Consider the following 18,384-nt stretch of genomic DNA (forward strand, 5'->3'; position numbering starts at 1 on the left):
TACCCCCAGCCTCAGTAGTTCCAGCGGCACCGGAACCGAATTCGGGTTCGGGCCGTCGGATCAGTCGGTGCCGTGCCAGGAGCTCCACAGGGCGGCGTAGGCCCCGCCCGCGGAGATGAGCTCCTCGTGCGGGCCCAGCTCGGTGATCCGACCGTCCTCGACCACGGCCACCCGGTCGGCGTCGTGCGCGGTGTGCAGGCGGTGCGCGATCGCGATCACCGTCCGGCCCTCCAGAACGGCCGCCAGCGAACGCTCCGTGTGCCGGGCCGTCCGCGGGTCCAGCAACGAGGTGGCCTCGTCCAGCACCACCGTATGCGGGTCCAGCAGCACCACGCGGGCCAGCGCCACCTGCTGGGCCCGGGCCGGGTCCAGGGCCTGGCCGCCCGAACCCACCCGGGTGTCCAGGCCCTCGGGCAGTTCCCGCGCCCAGTCGGCGTCCACCGCGTCCAGGGCGCGCAGCAGGGTTTCGTCGGAGCCGTCATCGCCCGGGGCGGCGATGGCCAGGTTCTCCCGCAGGGTCCCGGTGAACACGTGGTGTTCCTGGTTGACCAGCACGATTCGCTCGCGCAGTACCTCCGGGGAGAGTTCGGCGACCGGGACTCCGCCCAGCAGCACCCGTCCCGAACCGGGGACGTCCGCCCCGGACAGCAGGCGGCCGATGGTGGTCTTGCCCGCGCCGGAGGGGCCCACCACCGCGAGCCGCTCCCCGGGGCGCACCTCCAGGTCGACCCCGCGCAGCACGTCGTGTCCCGGAACATAGGCGTAGCGGACCCCGGACAGCTCGATCCTGTCGTCCGCCGGGACCCGGCCCGGTTCGGCGGACTCCTCCGGTAGCTGCTGCACGCCCCGCAGCCGCGCGAACGAGGCCCCGGCCCGCTGGAGCTCCTCCAGCCGCTGGGTGATGCCGATCATGGGGTCGATCAGCTGCTGTACGTACAGCAGACAGGTCACCAGCACACCGAGGCTGATCCCGCCGTCCATGTACAGCATCCCGCCGACCAGCAGCGTGACGGAGACCGGCAGCACGAAGACCGACTCGGCGACCGGGAACAGCACGGTCCGCAGCCGAAGGGAGCCCCGGCGGGCCCGGTACAGCACGCCGACGTCCCGGTCGGTCACCCCGCGGCGGTCCTCCTGGATGCCCAGGCCCTCCACGGTGCGGCCGCCCTCGGCGGTGGCGGTGCCGCTCTCCAACGCGGTGGACAGCGCGGCACCCTCCGCGAGGTAGGTCTGGCGGGAACGCTTCAGGTACCAGTGCGCGGCGGGCCACATCAGGGGGAGCCCCAGCAGCGCGCACAGGCCCAGCAGCGGGTGGAACCAGGTGATCGCGACCACCAGGACCAGGGCCTGGAGCAGGGCCATGCTGATCTCCGGCAGTGCCCCGCGCAGGCTGGTGCCCACGGTCCCCACGTCGGCGGAGGCGCGTGTGGTGAGGTCGCCGGTGCCCGAGCGCTCGACCACCCGGGTGGGCAGGGACAGCACCCGGCCGACGAAGTCCTCGCGCAGCCGCCGCAGCAGGTGCTCGCCGAACCGGTAGACGGCGCGGCGCGCGTAACGGGTCATCAGGAGCTGGACGCAGGCCGCGGCGACCACACCGGCGGCCAGCAGGTCCACCGTGCCCAGGGTGGCGGTGCCGTCCTCCACCATGTTGATGATCCGGCCCAGCAGGTAGGGGCCGACCAGCCCGGCACCGGTGGCCAGGCAGGTCAGCAGGACGACCCGGGTGACCCGGCGGCGTTCGGTACCCAGTAGCTGGACGGTGTCGCGGCGCACCTGGGCGCGGTCGGCGACCGGGAGTCGTTCACTCATGGGGTCTCTCCTCGTCCAGGTCGCCGCGGAAGACCAGTGCCCGGTAGTCGGGCCGCTCGGCCAGCAGTTCGCCGTGGGTGCCGACCGCCGCCACCTCCCCGGCCACGAGCAGGACCACCCGGTCCGCCCGGTCCAGGAGCAGCGGTGAGGCGCCCGTGACCACGGTGGTGCGCCCGGCCCGTGCCTCGTGCAGCCGTTCGGCGATGGTGGACTCGGTGTGCGCGTCCACGGCGGATGTGGGTTCGACCAGGAGCAGGATCTCGGGGGCGGCGAGCAGGGCCCGGGCCAGCCGGACCCGTTGGCGCTGGCCGCCGGAGAGGTTGCGGCCCTGGGGTTCGACCGCGGAGTCCAGGCCGTCGGGCATGGACGTGACCACGTCGTCGGCGCCCGCGACGTGCAGCGCGGAGTGGATTTCGGTGTCGTCGCGGGTTCCGTGCGGGTCCAGGACCTCGCGCAGGGAGCCGGCGAACAGGTAGGCGTCGTTGTCGGAGACCAGGATCCGGTGGCGGACCTCGTCGAGCTCCAGGTCCCGCAACGGCACCCCGCCCCAGCTGGTGTCGGAGGCGGTATAGCGGCCCAGCCGGTCCACGATGTGGGCGGTGTGGTGGCTGTCCGCGCTGACCAGGGCGGTGGTCCGGCCCGGCGGGACGCGCACCCCGGAGTCCGGTTCGATGAGCTCCGAGCCCTCCTCCGGGCCGGGGCGGTCCCTGCCGCTGCCGGTGTCCGGGGGCCGGAGGGTGAGCAGGTCGAGCGCCCGGCGTACGGAGACCAGCCCCTCGATCATGCTGTTGGCCCCTTCGATGAGGAAGAACACCGGCAGGATGAGGATGGCCACGTAGGCGTAGACGGCGACGGTCTCGCCGACGGTGATCTGCCCGGTCACGGTCAGGCGGGCGGCCACCCAGGTGACCGCGCCGAGGAAGACCACGGGCAGGCAGGCGCTCACGGCGTGGAACCAGCTGGTGGTCTCACTGACCCGGTAGCCCTGCTTCAACAGTTCCCCGGACCGTTCCTCGTAGCGGCGGGCGAAGTGCGCCTTGCCGCCGATCCCGCACAGCACGCGCAGCCCGGACACGATGTCCGCGGCCAGTGCTGTCGTGTGCCCCTGGTGCTCGCGGTAGACGCTCTGCCGCCCGTGCAGCCGTCCCATCAGCGGGCCGATGACCACGGCCAGCACCGGGACGCCGAGCACGACGATCGCGGCGAGCAGCGGGGAGATGGTGAACAGCAGGACCGAGACGCCCGCGTAGGCGATGACCGCGCCCACCCCGGGGCCGGTCATGGTGAGGATGTTGGCGATTCTGAGGACGTCGCTGGCCTGCACGGTGGACAGCTCACCGGAGGAGACCCGGCGGGACAGGGAGGACCCCAGCACGGTGGAGTGCCGGGTGATCGCGCGCATGGTCCGGTGGGCGGCGTCCGTCCGGATCAGGGACATCGTCCGGTGCCGCAGGATCGACACGGTCGCGGTCGCCACGGCCACCGCGGCGGCGGTCCCGGCCCACAGGAAGAGGGCACGGGGGTTCTCGGCGCGCAGGCCGTCGTCGATCGCGCGGGCGAGCACGTAGGGCGGGAACACCAGCCCGACCATCCACAGGGTGCCGAAGAAGGAGCCGCACAGGACTCGCCAGGGCTGTTCGGCGATCAGCCACCACACGAAGCGCAGCGGGCCGCGCAGGTCGGGGTCGCCGACGGGGGGCAGGGCCGAACGGGGGAGCGGGCGGGTCCCCCAGGGGCCGGGGACACCCGTGGCGCTGGGGGGAACGCCCGTGGCATCGGGCAAGTGACACCTCCGTGCGGGTTGGCTCACGCTTATGTAACCAGGGCTTCGGAAGGGTCCTTCGGCCGGGTCTGTCCGAGAGGGATGAGTGTGGGCCAGTGCCGTTATTGACGTGGTGTGACTGTTTCGGAACCCAGGTCCCGTATCCGACTAAGGGTCGCATAGGTCGCATCAGTGATTTTCGGCGATATAAGGGAGGAAATTCTTATAACGCCTGCGTCACGAAAGAGGGGTTCGCTCATATATCGAGGAAAAACGCGCATCATAAATCCTTGATGGTCCAGCGGGGACCTTGTGCCCCAGGAGCGCGGAAAAGGAGAGGTGGCCACGGATGGCGGACACGGGCGGCAAGGACTGGAAACGTGTCTTGCTCCTGGGGTTCGCGGGCGTGCTCACTGTCGTCCTCGTCACGACCACCGTGGCCTTCTGGGACCAGTTCACCTGTGGCGGCCCCGGCAGCGGGGTCCGGGAGGTGGACGGCGAGTGCGTCGGCGTCACCGACGGTTCCTTTTCCTTCGGGCCCGAGTTCGAGGACATCCAAAAACGGATCAAGGCGGAGAACGACCGGGTCGCGGACCTGGCTGACGAGGAAAACCCCGTGGTCAGGGTGGCTTTTCTCGGTATTTTGACCTTCGATGAGGTCAGCCCGATGGACCCCGAACGGATGCTCCGCTCACTGGAGGGCGCCTACACCGCCGTGCGGCGGGCCAACGACACCCAGAACTTCGGCGACCAGTCCCCGCAGATCCAGCTGGTCCTGGCCAACGTGGGCAGCCGGCAGGAGCAGTGGAAACCGGTGGTGGAACAGCTCGTGGCCATGTCCGACGACAGGGACCGGCCCCTGGTCGCCGTCACCGGCATGGGTGTGAGCGTCACCAGCACGCGTGACATCGCCGAGCGGCTGAACGAGGAGAGCATCCCCATGATCTCCTCCGCCGTCACCGCCGACGGGTTGGCCCACGGCCCCGGGGGGATCAACGACGGCGGTGACGAGGAGAACCCCGCGCTGCCCGGCGTGATCCGGGTGGTGCCCAGCAACAACGAATACGTCAGGGCGCTCGGCGACTACCTCGACGCCGAGCCCGATCCGGTCCGGGCACTCATCGTGTACGACAACGACACCGATGAACGCGACCTCTTCGTGGACACGCTCCGCGAGGCCTACGAGGAGCACCTCTCGGACTACCTCGACGCCGACGACTACGAGCAGCCGTTCGAGGGGACCACGCTCGGTGACACCCCGAGCAAGGCGAAATTCAACATCATCGCCAGAAACGTGTGCAACACCGGGGTCAACACGGTCCTCTACGCCGGCCGCGCGCCCGACCTGGACGTCTTCCTGGACAGCCTGGACTCCATCCCGTGCCGGCTCGACGAACCCCTGCGCGTGCTGTTCGTCGCCACCGGCCTCAGCGCCGCCAACAACGACAAGACCATGGGGATCGCGGAGGCCAACGACATCAACCTCGTGTACGCGTCCGGGTTCGACACCCGCTGGGAGACCGCTCCCCCCGGCTCGGAGGCCGTTCCCGAGGGGTACGAGAAGTTTCGGAACGCCTACCTGCACTACCTTCCGGACGCCGAGGTCGAAGGCCTTGTCAACGGTTACGCGCTGGCCAACCACGACGCCGTGGCGGTGGCCGCCAGCGCGGTGCGGATGACCAACGACGAGGAGGGGGTGGAGGGCCCCCTGACCCCCCGTGCGGTGCGGAGCATGTTGATGCTGCTCAACTCCGAGTACCCGGTCGAGGCCGGGGGCGGAACGCTCAGCTACAGATCGACCGGCAGCTCGGGTGAGGCGATCGGAAGATACGTCCCCATCGTCGAGCTCCCCCTGGGAGACAGCCGGGAGCCGCTTCCGGACCCGTACGTCATCGGAGCGAACTGAGACCGCCCGCGGGTGACAGGCCGGTCGGCGGCAGGGTAGAACGGCACGAGCGCCCTACCCTGAACAACGAGGAGCACCACCTCTTGACCGCCAACCCGTTCCTGTCACCCAGCGAACTCCCGTACCGGCTGCCCGACTTCGCGGCGGTCCGTGACGAGCACTACCTGCCCGCCTTCGAACAGGGCGTGGCCGAGCACCTCGCCGAGGTCGACGCGATCGCCCGCAACCCGGAGCCCGCGACCTTCGACAACACCATCGCCGCGCTGGAGCGCTCCGGAGCGACCCTCAAGCGGGTCGAGGTCGTGCTGCACACCCTGACCGGCTCCGACGCCACCGACGGCATCCGTGAGATCGAGGAGAAGATCGTCCCCCTCGCCGCCCGGCACCGGGACGCGATCTCCCTCAACCGCGGGCTGTGGGCCCGCATCCAGCAGGTCACCACCGACGACCCCCAGGAGTCCTGGCTGCTGGAGCGGTACCGACTCGACTTCGTCAAGGCCGGCGCCGACCTCGGCGACGAGGAGCAGGAGCGGTTGCGCGAGCTCAACGCCCAGCTCGCCGAGCTCGGCACCGAGTTCTCCCGCAACGTCGTCAGGGCGACCAGCGAGAACGCCCTCGTCACCGCCGACGCGGCCGACCTGGACGGCCTCGACGAGGCCCAGATCAGCGCCATCAAGCAGGGCGACGAGTACGTCCTGCCGCTGCTGAACACCACCGTGCAGCCCGCCCTGGCCCAGCTCACCAACCGGACCGTCCGCGAGCGCCTGTACACCCTGAGCACCGAACGCGCTCCGGAGAACCTGGAGATCGCCGCCCGCACGGCCGAGATCCGGGCTGAGCGGGCCCAGCTGCTGGGGTACCCCGACCACGCGGCGTACAAGGTCGCCGACCAGACCGCCAAGACCGTCGAGGCGGTTGAGGAGCGGCTCGCCCAGCTGGTCGGTCCGGCCCGCCGCAACGTCGAGAAGGAAGCCCGGGTACTGGCCGAGCACGCCGGGCACGACATCGAGCCGTGGGACTGGCCCTTCTACACCGAGCAGGTGCGTAAGGCCCGCTACGACTTCGACGAGAGCGTGCTGCGGCCCTACTTCGAACTCGGCCGGGTGATCGAGGACGGCGTCTTCCACGCGGCGACCCTGCTGTACGGGGTCACCTTCGCCGAGCGCGCCGACCTCAAGGGCTACCACCCGGACATGCGCGTCTGGGAGGTGTCCGACGAGGACGGCACCGCGCTGGGCCTGTTCCTGCTGGACCCCTACGCCCGCCCGACCAAGCGCGGCGGCGCGTGGATGCACAACCTCGTCGACCAGTCGTTCCTGCTGGACGAGAAGCCGGTGGTGGTGAACAACCTGAATGTCACCAAGCCGGTGTCCGGGCCCACGCTGCTCACCTTCGACGAGGTCGAGACGGCCTTCCACGAGTTCGGCCACGCCATCCACGGGCTGCTGTCCGCGGTGCGCTTCCCCCGGGTCGAGGGCACCAGCGTGCCCCGCGACTTCGTGGAGTTCCCCTCGCAGGTCAACGAGATGTGGGCGCTCTGGCCGGAGATCCTGGCCAACTACGCCAAGCACCACGAGACCGGCGAGCCGGTGCCCGCCGACCTCGTGGGACGGCTGACCGCCGCCAGCCAGTTCAACCAGGGCTTCGGCACCTTCGAGTACCTCGCGGCCGCGCTGCTGGACTGGTCCTGGCACCGCCTGGCCCCCGGTGAGACCGTCGAGGACCCCGCGTCCTTCGAGGCCAAGGCGCTGGAAGCGGCCGGCGCCCTGCACCCGCTGGTCCGCCCCCGCTACCGGAGCACGTACTTCCAGCACATCTTCTCCGACGACGGCTACAGCGCGGGCTACTACTCCTACGTATGGAGTGAGGTCCTGGACGCCGAGAGCGTCGAGTGGTTCAAGGAGAACGGCGGCCTCACCCGGGCGGGCGGCGACGCCTTCCGTGAGAAGGTGCTCTCCCGAGGAGGCAGCGTCGACCCGATGGAGGCCGTCACCGACTTCCTGGGCCGCGAGCCCCGCATGGAGCCCCTGCTCACCCGCAAGGGCCTGAACTAGTACCGCGGCAACCTGCCGTCGCGGTACCAGGACCCTGGTGCCGGGTCCTTCTCCGGCGGCGGGGCCGTTACGGCCCCGCCGCCTCCTGCGTGCACTCCGGCACCCGCAGGGTCAAACGCATCGTCAGTCCGCCGCCCGGGGTCGAGTCGGCCGCCAAGGAACCTCCCATGGCCTCGGCCAGACCCTGTGAGAGGGCCAGGCCCAGCCCGAGGCCGCTCTGGTTGTCGGAGTCACCCAACCGCTGGAACGGTACGAACATGCTCTGCCGGTCCTCCTCCGCGACACCGGGCCCGTGGTCGGCGACCAGCACCTCGATCCGATCGCCGCTCCAGGACGCCGAGACCTCCGGAGGGCGGTCCCGCGGGCTGAACTTCAGGGCGTTGCCGATGATGTTGACCAGGACCCGGTCCAGCAGTCCCGGGTCGGCCACCGCGTCCGGGAGCTCTTCCGGAACCAGCACCCTTACCCCGTCCGCCGCGGCCCCGTCCAACTGGTCCAACGCGGAGAACACGGACTCCCGCACCTGTAGCGGGCGTGCCGTCACACCCAACACCCCGGCCTGGAGGCGGCTCATGTCCAGCAGGTCCGTCACCAACCGGGTCAGCTGGTCCAGGGACTCGTCCGCCATCGACAGCAGCCCCTCCCGGTCCTGCTCGCTGAAGTGCACCTCGCGGCTGCGCAGACTGGTCACCGCAGCCTTGGCCGAGGCCAGCGGTGCTCGGAGGTCGTGACTGACCGCTGAGAGGAGGGCGGTCCGCATCCGGTCGGCCTCCGCGAGGGGCCTGGCCGCGGCGGCCTCCCGCTCCAGCCGCTCCTGGCGGAGGGCGACCGCGGCCTGGACGGCGAAGACCTCGATGATCCTGCGGTCACCTGCCTCGGGCCGTCGGCCGCGCAGTACCAGGGTGAGGTCGTCGTCCACCGGTACCTCTGTGTCCCGCTCCGACGGGGAGAGGGGGTGGTCCTCGCCCGAGGCGGCGACCACCTCCCACCTCCGGCGGTCCTGGCGCTGGTCGGGACGCGCGGAGAAACCGGGCCTGCGCTGCAGGAGGGCCACCGAGGTCAGGGAGAAGGTCTCCCGCAGACGCTCCATCAGGGCCTCCAGCGGGCGTGAGCCCCGCAGGACGTTGCCCGCGACGGTCGCCAGAACCTGTGCCTCCGCCCCTGCCTGGGCAGCTTCCCTGGTACGGCGAGCCGCCTGGTCCACCACCACGCTCACCGATACGGCCACGACCACGAAGCCGACCAGGGCGAGGACGCTCTGCATGGAGGCGACGGTGAAGGTGAGGTAGGGCTCGGTGTAGAAGAAGTTGAGCACCGCGAAGCCGCTGACCGAGGTCAGCAGCGCGGGCCACATCCCCCCGACCAGGGCGACCACCGTCACTGTGGCGAACACCAGCGCGATCGCACTTCCCAGGAAGGCCTCGCTCGCCGGAGTGACGATGCCGAACCCCACGATGAGCAGGGCCAGCAGCGCCACCGCGCAGGCGAGCAACCGGCGGCGTCGGGAGAGCACGGCCCGGCGGCCCGCGGGCGGCCGTGTCCCCGCGTGCTCATGTGTGACCAGGTGGACGTCGATCGGTCCGGACAGGGCCGTGGTGGCGGCCCCGATGCCGGGCGAGAGCAACCGGGCGATCCGGCCGCGACGGCTGGCCCCCAGGACCAGCTGTGTCGCGTTGACCCCGCGTGCGAACGCGATCAGTGAGCGGGCCACGTCCTCGCCCAGGACCTGGTGGTAGGTGCCGCCCAGATGTTCCACCAGGACGCGTTGCCGGGCCAGCAGGGCGGGGTCGGCTCCGGTGAGGCCGTCGCTGCGGGCCACGTGCACGGCCAGGAGGTCCGCGCCCCTGCCGCGTCGGGCGATGCGGGCCGCCCGGCGCAGTAGGGTCTCGCCCTCGGCCCCGCCGGTGAGCGCGACCACGACCCGTTCCCGGGTCTCCCAGGTGTCGGTCACGCCGTGGTCGCTGCGGTAGCTCTCCAGCTCGTCCTCGACCCGGCCGGCCAGCCAGAGCAGGGCCAGCTCTCGCAGAGCGGACAGGTTGCCGCTGCGGAAGTAGTTGCCCAGGGAGGCGTCGATCTTCTCCGGCCGGTAGACGTTGCCGTGCGCGAGCCTCTTGCGCAGGGCCTCGGGGGTCATGTCGACCAGCTCGATCTGCTCGGCGGCGCGAACCCAGGCGTCGGGCACGGTCTCGCCCTGGCGGATTCCGGTGACCCGCTCCACGACGTCGTTGAGGGACTCCAGGTGCTGGATGTTGAGCGTGGACAGCACGGTGATGCCCGCGTCCAGCAGCGCCTCGATGTCCTGCCAGCGCTTGGCGTTGCGGCTGCCGGGGACGTTGCTGTGCGCGAGCTCGTCGACCAGGACGACCTGGGGGCGGCGCTCCAGGACCGCCTCCAGGTCCATCTCCTCGAAGGAGCGGCCCCGGTGGGTGACCCGGGTGCGCGGGACCACTTCGAGGTCGTCGATCATCGCCTCGGTCATCACCCGACCGTGGCACTCGACGAACCCCACGACTACGTCCGCGCCGCGGTCACGGCGCCGGTGGGCCTCGTCCAGCATCCGGTAGGTCTTGCCCACCCCGGGTGCCGCCCCCAGATAGACCCGCAAGTTTCCACGTGTCACAGCAGTTCCTCCTCCGGAACCATCCTCACCGGTCACCGTGCGTTTTTGGGACGTTTGGCGCTAACTGTCCGCTAAATCCCCCCGGATGGGCGTTAAGGGAGCGCTACCGGTGTGCCGCCCGCCGTCCTTCCCGACCCAACCTCGTCTGCGGCGCTCTCACGCCCCGGGGCGGTCGCACCCGCCCCGCGTTCGATCGAAGCAAGGAACATGGACGAGAACATGGCGGACCTACTCCTCCTGCTGACGGGTACGGGCTTCATCGCCCTGTGCGCTGTCTACGTGCGGATGTGCCAGCACCTCCTGGGTCCGGACCCGGAAGATCCCCATCCCGATCCGGTGGGACCCGCCGGGGCCCGTGGGGACGCGACGGACCACGCCGGGCGTACCGGCGTACAGAAGACGGTGACGTCATGAGTTGGGACGAGGCCCTCACCCTGGCCGTGGCCCTTCCCCTGGCCCTCTACCTGCTGGCCACCCTGCTCTTCCCGGAGAGGTTCTGATGAGTGCGACCGCATGGGCCCAGTTCGCCCTGCTGATCGCGGTGCTGTTGGCCACGGCTCCGCTGCTCGGCCGCTACATGGCCAAGGTCTACGGGTACGGCGAGGGTGTCAGAGCGCCCGGCGACCGGTTCTTCCTCCCGGTGGAGAAACTGGTCTACCGGATCTGTCGGATCGACCCCGAAAAGGAGCAGCACTGGACCAGGTACGCGCTGTCCCTGCTGGCCTTCAGCGCGGTGGGCTTCCTGGCCCTGTACGCGCTGCTGAGGGCCCAGGGGGCGCTGCCGCTCAACCCGCTCGGGCTGCCCGGTCTCGACCCCAACGTGGCGTTCAACGTCGCGGTCAGCTTCATGACCAACACCAACTGGCAGGCCTACGGCGGTGAGTCGACCATGTCGCACCTGAGCCAGATGAGCGGGCTCACGGTGCAGAACTTCGTCTCCGCCGCGGCCGGGATGGGGGTGATGGCCGCTCTCATCCGAGGTCTGGCCCGCCGAGGGGCCCGCACTGTCGGCAACTTCTGGGTGGACCTGACCCGGGGAGTCCTGCGCGTCCTGCTGCCGCTCTCCCTGCTGGTCTCGTTCGTACTGGTGAGCCAGGGGGTGATCCAGAACTTCAACGGGCACACTCCCGCAGCCACCCTGGAGGGAGGGGCCCAGGCGATCCCCGGCGGTCCCGCCGCCAGCCAGGTCGCCATCAAGCAGCTGGGCACCAACGGGGGCGGGTTCTTCGACATGAACTCAGCGCACCCCTTCGAGAACGCCACCGTCCTGAGCAACTTCGTCCAGACGTGGGCGATCCTCGTCATCCCCTTCGCGCTGGCCTTCGCCTTCGGCCACATGGTCCGGGACCGGCGCCAGGGGTGGGCGGTCTTCGGGATCATGTTCACCGTCTGGGCGGCGTTCTCCCTGATCGTCATGGGGGCCGAGGGGGCGGGAAACCCGCGGCTGGAGGCCATGGGGGTGGACCAGTCCGTCACGGCCGAGCAGTCCGGCGGCTACATGGAGGGCAAGGAGACCCGGTTCGGACCGGCGGCCTCCGGCCTGTGGGCCGCCTCCACCACCGGGACGTCCAACGGGTCGGTCAACGCCATGCACGACAGCCTCACCCCGCTCGGCGGCGGAGCGACCATGCTGCACATGATGTTCGGCGAGCTCAGTCCGGGCGGCGTGGGCGTGGGGCTCAACGGCCTCCTGGTGATGACCGTCCTGACGGTCTTCATCGCCGGACTGATGATCGGACGCACCCCGGAGTACCTCGGAAAGAAGATCACCTCCACCGAGATCACCCTGGTCATGCTGTACGTCCTGGCCATGCCGGTGGTCCTGCTGGGGTTCGCGGCGGCCACGGCGGTCAACAGCGCCGCCCTGGCCTCACTCGGCAACCAGGGACCGCACGGACTGTCGGAGATCCTCTACGGCTACGCCTCCACCGCCAACAACAACGGGTCGGCGTTCGCGGGCCTGGACTCCTCGACCTGGTGGTACACGGTCACGATGGGCATCGCCATGCTGGTCGGCCGGTTCCTGCTCATCATCCCCGTCCTGGCGCTCGCCGGGTCGCTGGCCCGAAAACGACCGGTTCCCGCCACGGTCGGAACCCTGCCCACGCACACCCCGCTCTTCGCCGGGCTGACCGTCACCGTGGTCGTGATCGTCGCAGGTCTGACCTTCCTCCCCGCCCTCTCCCTCGGCCCCCTCGCCGAACACTTCACACTGTGAGCACGCACATGGACGAGAACACACCCTCCCCCCGACCGGGGGGAACCGCCACCGCCCCCTGCCCCCCAGACACACCGGACGCACCCCGCTCCGAGGAGGGGCCGGTACCAGTAGCGACCCGCGGATCACTGACCTCGGGACCGGTCCTGCGCCGGGCACTGGTCGAGGCGCTGCGCAAACTCGACCCGCGGACCCTGGTCCGCAACCCCGTCATCTTCGTGGTGCTGGTCGGCAGCGTGCTGTCCACGGTGGTGTTCCTGGTCAACGCCGGGACGACGGACACCCGAGGACTGGTCTTCGGTGCCCTGATCACCTTCTTCCTGTGGGCGACGGTGCTGTTCGCCAACTTCGCCGAGGCCCTGGCCGAAGGCCGGGGCAAGGCCCAGGCGGACGCCCTGCGGGCCGTGCGCGCAAGCACGACCGCCCTGGTCCGACACCCCGACGGCACCACCGAACGCGTCCCGGGAACCGAGCTACGGGTCGGTGACACGTGCGTCGTCGCGGCGGGGGAGATTATCCCTGGAGACGGCGAGGTGGTCGAGGGCGTCGCCAGCGTGGACGAGTCCGCCATCACCGGTGAGTCCGCGCCCGTCATCCGCGAGTCCGGGGGAGACCGCTCCGCTGTCACCGGCGGAACCACCGTGCTCTCCGACTCCATCGCCGTGCGCGTCACCAGCCGCCCCGGCGACACCTTCCTGGACCGCATGATCTCCCTGGTCGAAGGAGCCGAACGCCGACGCACCCCCAACGAGATCGCCCTCAACATCCTGTTGAGCGGGCTCACCCTCATCTTCCTCATCGCGGTGGTCACCCTCCAGCCGATGGCCGTCTACTCGCAGGCACGGCAGGACACCCTCGTCCTGGTGGCCCTTCTGGTCTGCCTCATCCCCACGACGATCGGTGCCTTGCTGTCGGCGATCGGCATCGCGGGCATGGACCGGCTGGTGCGCCGCAACGTACTGGCCACCTCCGGGCGGGCCGTGGAGGCGTCCGGTGACATCACCACACTGCTGCTGGACAAGACCGGCACCATCACCCTGGGCAACAGGCAGGCTGCCGAACTCCTGCCCCTGCCCGGTGTGCCGGACGACCAGCTCGCCGCTGCCGCGCACCGCTCCAGCCTCCCGGACGGCACCCCCGAGGGCCGATCCATCGTGGACTTCACCGCGGCCCGGTACCCCGGACTCCGGCGGCCGGAAGAGATCGGCGGAACCCCGGTGCCCTTCACCGCACAGAGCCGGATGAGCGGCCTGGACGAGGACGGCCGCCTGGTCCGCAAGGGAGCGGTCGACGCCGTCGCCCGCTGGGTACGCGAGAACGGCGGCGAGGCGCCCGCGGAACTGGATCGGTTGTCCGCGGCGGTGGCCGACCAGGGCGGCACCCCGCTGGCCGTCGCCGAGGTCCCCGGGGCGGGCGCCCCGGCCCGGGCACTCGGGGTCGTCCACCTCAAGGACACCGTCAAACCGGGCATGCGCGAACGTTTCGCGCAGCTGCGCGCCATGGGCATCCGTACGGTCATGGTCACCGGAGACAACCGGCGCACCGCTGCCGTCATCGCCGACGAGGCGGGGGTGGACGACTACCTGGCCGAGGCCACCCCCGAACGCAAGCTGCGGCTGATTCGCCAGGAGCAGGACGGCGGGGCGCTCGTGGCCATGACGGGGGACGGTACCAACGACGCCCCCGCCCTGGCCCAGGCCGACGTGGGCGTGGCGATGAACACGGGCACCCAGGCCGCCCGGGAGGCCGCCAACATGGTCGACCTCGACTCGGATCCGACCAAGCTCATCGACATCGTCCAGGTCGGCAAACAGCTGCTCATCACCAGAGGGGCGCTGACCACCTTCTCCATCGCCAACGACGTCGCGAAGTACTTCGCGATCCTGCCCGCGATGTTCGCGGCGGCCCTGCCCGGGCTGGAGAGCCTCAACATCATGGGCCTGCAGTCGGCGGAGTCGGCCATCCTCTCCGCGGTGGTCTTCAACGCCCTGGTCATCATCGCGCTCGTGCCGCTGTCGCTGCGCGGAGTGCGGTTCCGTCCCGGGTCGGCCACCACGGCGCTGCGGCGCAACCTGCTGCTGTACGGCCTGGGCGGACTCATCACGCCGTTCGTCGCCATCAAGGCCATCGATACGGCCATCATCGCGTTGGGAGTGCTCTGACATGGTCCGCAACCTCATCACGGCCGCGGGCATGCTCGCGCTGTTCACCCTCGTGACCGGTCTGGCGTACCCGCTGGCGGTCACCGGGGCGGCCCAGGCCGTCTTCCCCCACCAGGCCAACGGCTCCCTGCTGGAACGGGACGGCCGGGTCGTGGGCTCGGAGCAGCTCGCCCAGGGCTTCACCGGTCAGGGGTACTTCCACCCGCGTCCCTCGGACGTGAACCACGACGGCGCGGCCAGCGGCGGCGCCAACCTCGGCCCCCTGGACGAAGGGCTGCTGGAGGACTTCGCCGTCCGAGCCGAGGAGTACCGGGCCGTCAACGGGCTCGCGGAGGACCACCAGGTCCCCGTGGACGCCGTCACGGCGTCGGCCTCGGGGCTGGACCCGCACATCTCGGTGGCCAACGCCCGGCTCCAGGCCGACCGGGTCGCCGAGGCCAGGGGGGTTCCGCACGAGGACGTGGAGGCCCTGATCGGGGAGCACACCGCACCGCGCGCCGCCGGAGTGCTGGGCGAACCAGGGGTCAACGTGCTCAACCTCAACCTCGCCCTGGACGAGGCGGCCCCCTGAACCGGAGGAGCGCCCGCGGGGTGTGCGCCGGGCTCTGCCCGGTGCGCGCCCCTTACCATCTTGACGCCGGACGAAAGCGGCGAAACACCAGTTCAGGCGCACCTGAGAGAAGGACGCGCCGACTTCGTGAAGAACGGATCCGTATGAACGAGCGGAACACCGCCGCGCCGGCGGTCCTGGTCGTCGACGACGACCCCCGTCTGCTCAGGGCGCTCGATCTCAACCTGCGGGCGCGGGGCTACACCGCCCTGATCTCCGACACCGGGGAGCACGCGCTCAAACTCGTCGCACACCACCGTCCCGACCTCGTACTACTGGACCTGGGACTACCGCAGATGAGCGGTTTGGATGTGATCCGGGGGTTGCGCGGCTGGACGGACGTGCCCGTCGTCGTCCTGTCCGGCCGCGATACCGAGCCGATGAAGGTCCAGGCTCTGGACCTGGGCGCCGACGACTACGTCGTCAAGCCGTTCGGTATGGACGAACTCTTCGCCCGGATCCGTGCGGCGATGCGCAGGACCGCGGCCACGGAGGAGAAGGTGTCGGTGGCGACCGAGGACTTCACCGTCGACCTGGCCGCACAACGGATCACCAGGAACGGGGATGCCGTGCAGCTCACTCCCAGGCAGTGGCACATCGTGGAAGTGCTGGTGCGCAACCGCGGCAGACTCGTCACCCACCGGCAGTTGCTCCAGGAGGTCTGGGGCCCCAACTACGGGCGGGAGACCAACTACCTTCGGGTGTTCATGACCAAGATCCGGCAGAAGTTGGAACCGGACCCGCCCCGGCCCCGCTACTTCCTCACCGAGCCGGGGCTGGGGTACCGCTTCAGGACGGCTGAGGAAGACGAGTGACTCCCGGTCGACGCCTTCGGCCGGGGGCCGGACCGGCCCGGCCCCGGTCCGGGCTTCGGAAGGGGAGGTGGTTCTGGGCGAGTCCTCCCCAGTTCACCGTGGTGGCCTTCGCCGCCCTGGTGCTGTTGGGCACGGGGTTGCTCTCGCTTCCCCAGGCCACCGAGACCGGTGAGCCCGCGGCTCCGGCCACGGCCCTGTTCACCGCCGTCTCCGCGGCGAGCGTTACGGGGCTGGTGGTGGAGGACACCTCCGGGTACTGGTCCGTCCTGGGCGAGGTGACGATCCTCCTGCTGATCCAGGTCGGCGGTTTCGGAGTCATGGCCCTGGCCACGGTGCTGGCGCTGGTGGTGGGCCGCCGACTGGGCCTGCGGATGGCCGTCTACACCGGTACGGAGGCCAAGGGGGTCTCCCTGGGCGAGGTACGCCAACTGGTCACCGGAGTGCTCTACGTGACCCTGGTGTTCGAGGGCGCGCTGGCGGTCCTGCTGACCCTGCGCTGGTGGCTCGCCTACGACCTGAACTTCTTCAGCTCTCTGTACACGGGGATCTTCCACTCGATCTCGGCGTTCAACAACGCCGGGTTCTCCCTCTACTCCGACAGCATGGAGGGGTTCGCCACGGACCCGTGGATCACGGTGCCCATCGCCCTGGCCGTCATCGCCGGCGGAATCGGCTTCCCGATCTGGGTGGAGCTGTGGCGGTTCTCCCGGAAGCGGGGGGAAGCACGGCACTGGTCGGTGCACGCCAAGCTGACGGCCGGGATGTCGGCGGCGCTGCTGCTGATCGGACTTGCGGCCTTCCTCACCCTGGAGTGGAACAACCCGGCCACCATGGGGGCCCTGAACGTGCGGGAGAAGCTGTTGACCGGTTTCTTCCAGGCGGTCATGCCCCGCACCGCCGGCTTCAACAGCCTGGACTTCGGTGCGATGAACACCCAGACGCTCCTGGTCACGGACATCCTGATGTTCATCGGCGGCGGCAGCGCGGGCACCGCGGGCGGTATCAAGGTCACCACTTTCGCGGTCTTGATGCTGGTGATCTACAGCAACGTGCGCGGTGAGCCCACGGTGCACGCGGCCGGTCGCCGGTTGAGCCAGGCCACGGTGTCACAGGCCACCACCGTCGCACTGCTGTCGCTGGGGCTGGTGCTGTCCGCGACTCTCGCCCTGATGACGATCACGTCGTTCACCCTGGATCAGATCCTCTTCGAGACCACTTCGGCCTTCGCGACCGTCGGCCTGTCCACCGGTATCACCGGCGACCTGCCGGTGCTGGGGCAGATGATCCTGGTGTTCCTCATGTTCGTCGGGCGGATCGGCCCCATCACCCTGGCCTCGGCACTGGCCATGCGGCGGCGCAGCCGGGCCTACGAGCTCCCCGAGGAGCGTCCGATCGTGGGCTGATCCGCAGGCTTGGCCGTACCCGCACCCGCTACCGGATCCGGACGGACCCCGGCGACCAGGGCCTCGCCGATGCCGGTGCGCGCGTGCAGGACGTAGCGGCCGGTGCGGTGGGCGCTCACCAGCCCTGCTCGGCGCAGTGCGGTCAGGGCCTCCGAGACCGAGGCCTTCGACCTCCCGGTGCGCCGGGCCAGGTCCCCGTGGCTCGCGGGAGTGTCCAGCTCGGACAGCAGCAGTGCCCGGGTCCGTCCGAGTACCCCGGCCAGGGCTTCGGGGACCGCGGACGTCCGCCGCTCCCAGAGGGTGCCCACACCGCGTGCGGGGTAGCGCACGGTCGGCGGGGCCAGTGGCGACAGGATGTGCCACACCCCCGGATGGACGAACACCGACGGGGTCAGGACCAGGCCGCGTCCGTCCAGGTCGCGCGGGCCGTCGACCATCTTGCTCGGCACTCGCAGGGTCGGGCCCTTCCAGCGGATACGAGGGTCCAGGTCCGCGAACGCATGGCCCACGCCCCCCTCCGCCAGCCGTCGGGCGCGGTAGAGCACCTCGCCCTCCAGCAGTGAGAGCACGCGGGGCCAGTAGGGCGCGACCGCTGTCTCCCAGTAGGCCTCGACCTCGTCGGCCAGCTGCCGCAGCCCGTTCTCCGGTTCGTCCCGCAGACGGTCCACTTCGGGGCCTCGGACCTCGGAGACCAGTTCCAGCGAGGCGCGCACGAACTCCGCTGACTGGGCGCGCACCGCTGCCAGCTCCAGGGGCAGGTCCGGCATGGCGAGGGAGGGCACGGGGCACACCAGGGCGGGTACGATCCGCGAACCCGGGCGAACCAGCTCGCTGAACATCGGCCATTCCCGTTCCGAGCTCCTGACCCGGTCCGAGACCTCCTCGGCCCACACCCGGTGCACCGGATCCGGGGCGGCCCTGGTCAGCTGGATGCGCGCGGCCACCACCTCCCAGAGCGGGGAGACGGCGAACCGGCTGCCGGTGATCTCCTCGGTGCTGAAGGTCAGCTCGATCATCACGCCTCC

13 protein-coding genes are annotated in these 18,384 nt (G+C 70.3%); 9 read left to right on the top strand and 4 right to left on the bottom strand.

Going from position 1 to position 18,384, the window contains the following annotated elements; genetic code table 11:
* Window positions 1-60: 60 nt before the first annotated feature.
* Both NE857_RS01690 and NE857_RS01695 read right to left on the bottom strand, forming a co-directional pair.
* Window positions 61-1,809 (bottom strand): ABC transporter ATP-binding protein, encoded by a 1,749-nt coding sequence (locus tag NE857_RS01690; protein WP_254419472.1) that lies wholly within the window; start codon window positions 1,807-1,809, stop codon window positions 61-63.
* Window positions 1,802-3,592, bottom strand: coding sequence for an ABC transporter ATP-binding protein (locus tag NE857_RS01695; protein WP_254419473.1), 1,791 nt, complete (start codon window positions 3,590-3,592; stop codon window positions 1,802-1,804). Before NE857_RS01695 ends, NE857_RS01690 begins: the two co-directional genes overlap by 8 nt.
* A 328-nt stretch (window positions 3,593-3,920) precedes the next feature.
* On the opposite strand from NE857_RS01695, the gene NE857_RS01700 reads away from it, so the two are divergent.
* A complete protein-coding gene (locus tag NE857_RS01700) occupies window positions 3,921-5,477 on the top strand; it encodes an ABC transporter substrate-binding protein (protein WP_254419474.1) in 1,557 nt (518 codons plus the stop codon).
* Window positions 5,478-5,560: 83 nt separating this feature from the next.
* Window positions 5,561-7,531 (top strand): M3 family metallopeptidase, encoded by a 1,971-nt coding sequence (locus NE857_RS01705; protein WP_254419475.1) that lies wholly within the window; start codon window positions 5,561-5,563, stop codon window positions 7,529-7,531.
* Window positions 7,532-7,598: 67 nt separating this feature from the next.
* Here the strand turns inward: NE857_RS01705 and NE857_RS01710 are convergent, their stop codons facing one another.
* Window positions 7,599-10,151 (bottom strand): sensor histidine kinase, encoded by a 2,553-nt coding sequence (locus NE857_RS01710; RefSeq protein WP_254419476.1) that lies wholly within the window; start codon window positions 10,149-10,151, stop codon window positions 7,599-7,601.
* A gap of 207 nt (window positions 10,152-10,358) precedes the next feature.
* On the opposite strand from NE857_RS01710, the gene NE857_RS01715 reads away from it, so the two are divergent.
* The 7 genes from NE857_RS01715 to NE857_RS01745 all read left to right on the top strand — a co-directional run bounded on the left by NE857_RS01715 (window position 10,359) and on the right by NE857_RS01745 (window position 17,359).
* Window positions 10,359-10,565 carry a hypothetical protein gene (locus NE857_RS01715; RefSeq protein WP_017579270.1) on the top strand — a complete coding sequence of 69 codons (207 nt, stop codon included), beginning with the start codon at window positions 10,359-10,361 and terminating at the stop codon, window positions 10,563-10,565.
* On the top strand, window positions 10,562-10,651 hold the full coding sequence (locus NE857_RS01720; protein ID WP_017579269.1) for a potassium-transporting ATPase subunit F: 90 nt from the start codon (window positions 10,562-10,564) through the stop codon (window positions 10,649-10,651). Before NE857_RS01715 ends, NE857_RS01720 begins: the two co-directional genes overlap by 4 nt.
* Entirely contained in the window at window positions 10,651-12,369 is a 1,719-nt protein-coding gene (gene kdpA / locus NE857_RS01725) for a potassium-transporting ATPase subunit KdpA (RefSeq protein WP_254419477.1), read from the top strand. Before NE857_RS01720 ends, kdpA begins: the two co-directional genes overlap by 1 nt.
* An 8-nt stretch (window positions 12,370-12,377) precedes the next feature.
* Complete coding sequence (gene kdpB, locus NE857_RS01730) at window positions 12,378-14,531, top strand: potassium-transporting ATPase subunit KdpB (protein WP_425572158.1); 2,154 nt, start codon at window positions 12,378-12,380, stop codon at window positions 14,529-14,531.
* Window position 14,532: 1 nt separating this feature from the next.
* On the top strand, window positions 14,533-15,102 hold the full coding sequence (kdpC, locus tag NE857_RS01735; RefSeq protein WP_254419479.1) for a K(+)-transporting ATPase subunit C: 570 nt from the start codon (window positions 14,533-14,535) through the stop codon (window positions 15,100-15,102).
* A 143-nt stretch (window positions 15,103-15,245) separates the two neighbouring features.
* Window positions 15,246-15,956 (top strand): response regulator, encoded by a 711-nt coding sequence (locus NE857_RS01740; RefSeq protein WP_254419480.1) that lies wholly within the window; start codon window positions 15,246-15,248, stop codon window positions 15,954-15,956.
* Between the two features lie 98 nt (window positions 15,957-16,054).
* On the top strand, window positions 16,055-17,359 hold the full coding sequence (locus tag NE857_RS01745) for a TrkH family potassium uptake protein (protein ID WP_254419481.1): 1,305 nt from the start codon (window positions 16,055-16,057) through the stop codon (window positions 17,357-17,359).
* On the opposite strand, the gene NE857_RS01750 is transcribed toward NE857_RS01745, so the two are convergent.
* Window positions 17,323-18,375 (bottom strand): ArsR/SmtB family transcription factor, encoded by a 1,053-nt coding sequence (locus tag NE857_RS01750; RefSeq protein WP_254419482.1) that lies wholly within the window; start codon window positions 18,373-18,375, stop codon window positions 17,323-17,325. The genes NE857_RS01745 and NE857_RS01750 overlap by 37 nt on opposite strands.
* Window positions 18,376-18,384 lie beyond the last annotated feature (9 nt).

Origin of the sequence: Nocardiopsis exhalans (assembly GCF_024134545.1) — a bacterium.
Taxonomy (GTDB): Bacteria; Actinomycetota; Actinomycetes; order Streptosporangiales; family Streptosporangiaceae; genus Nocardiopsis; species Nocardiopsis exhalans.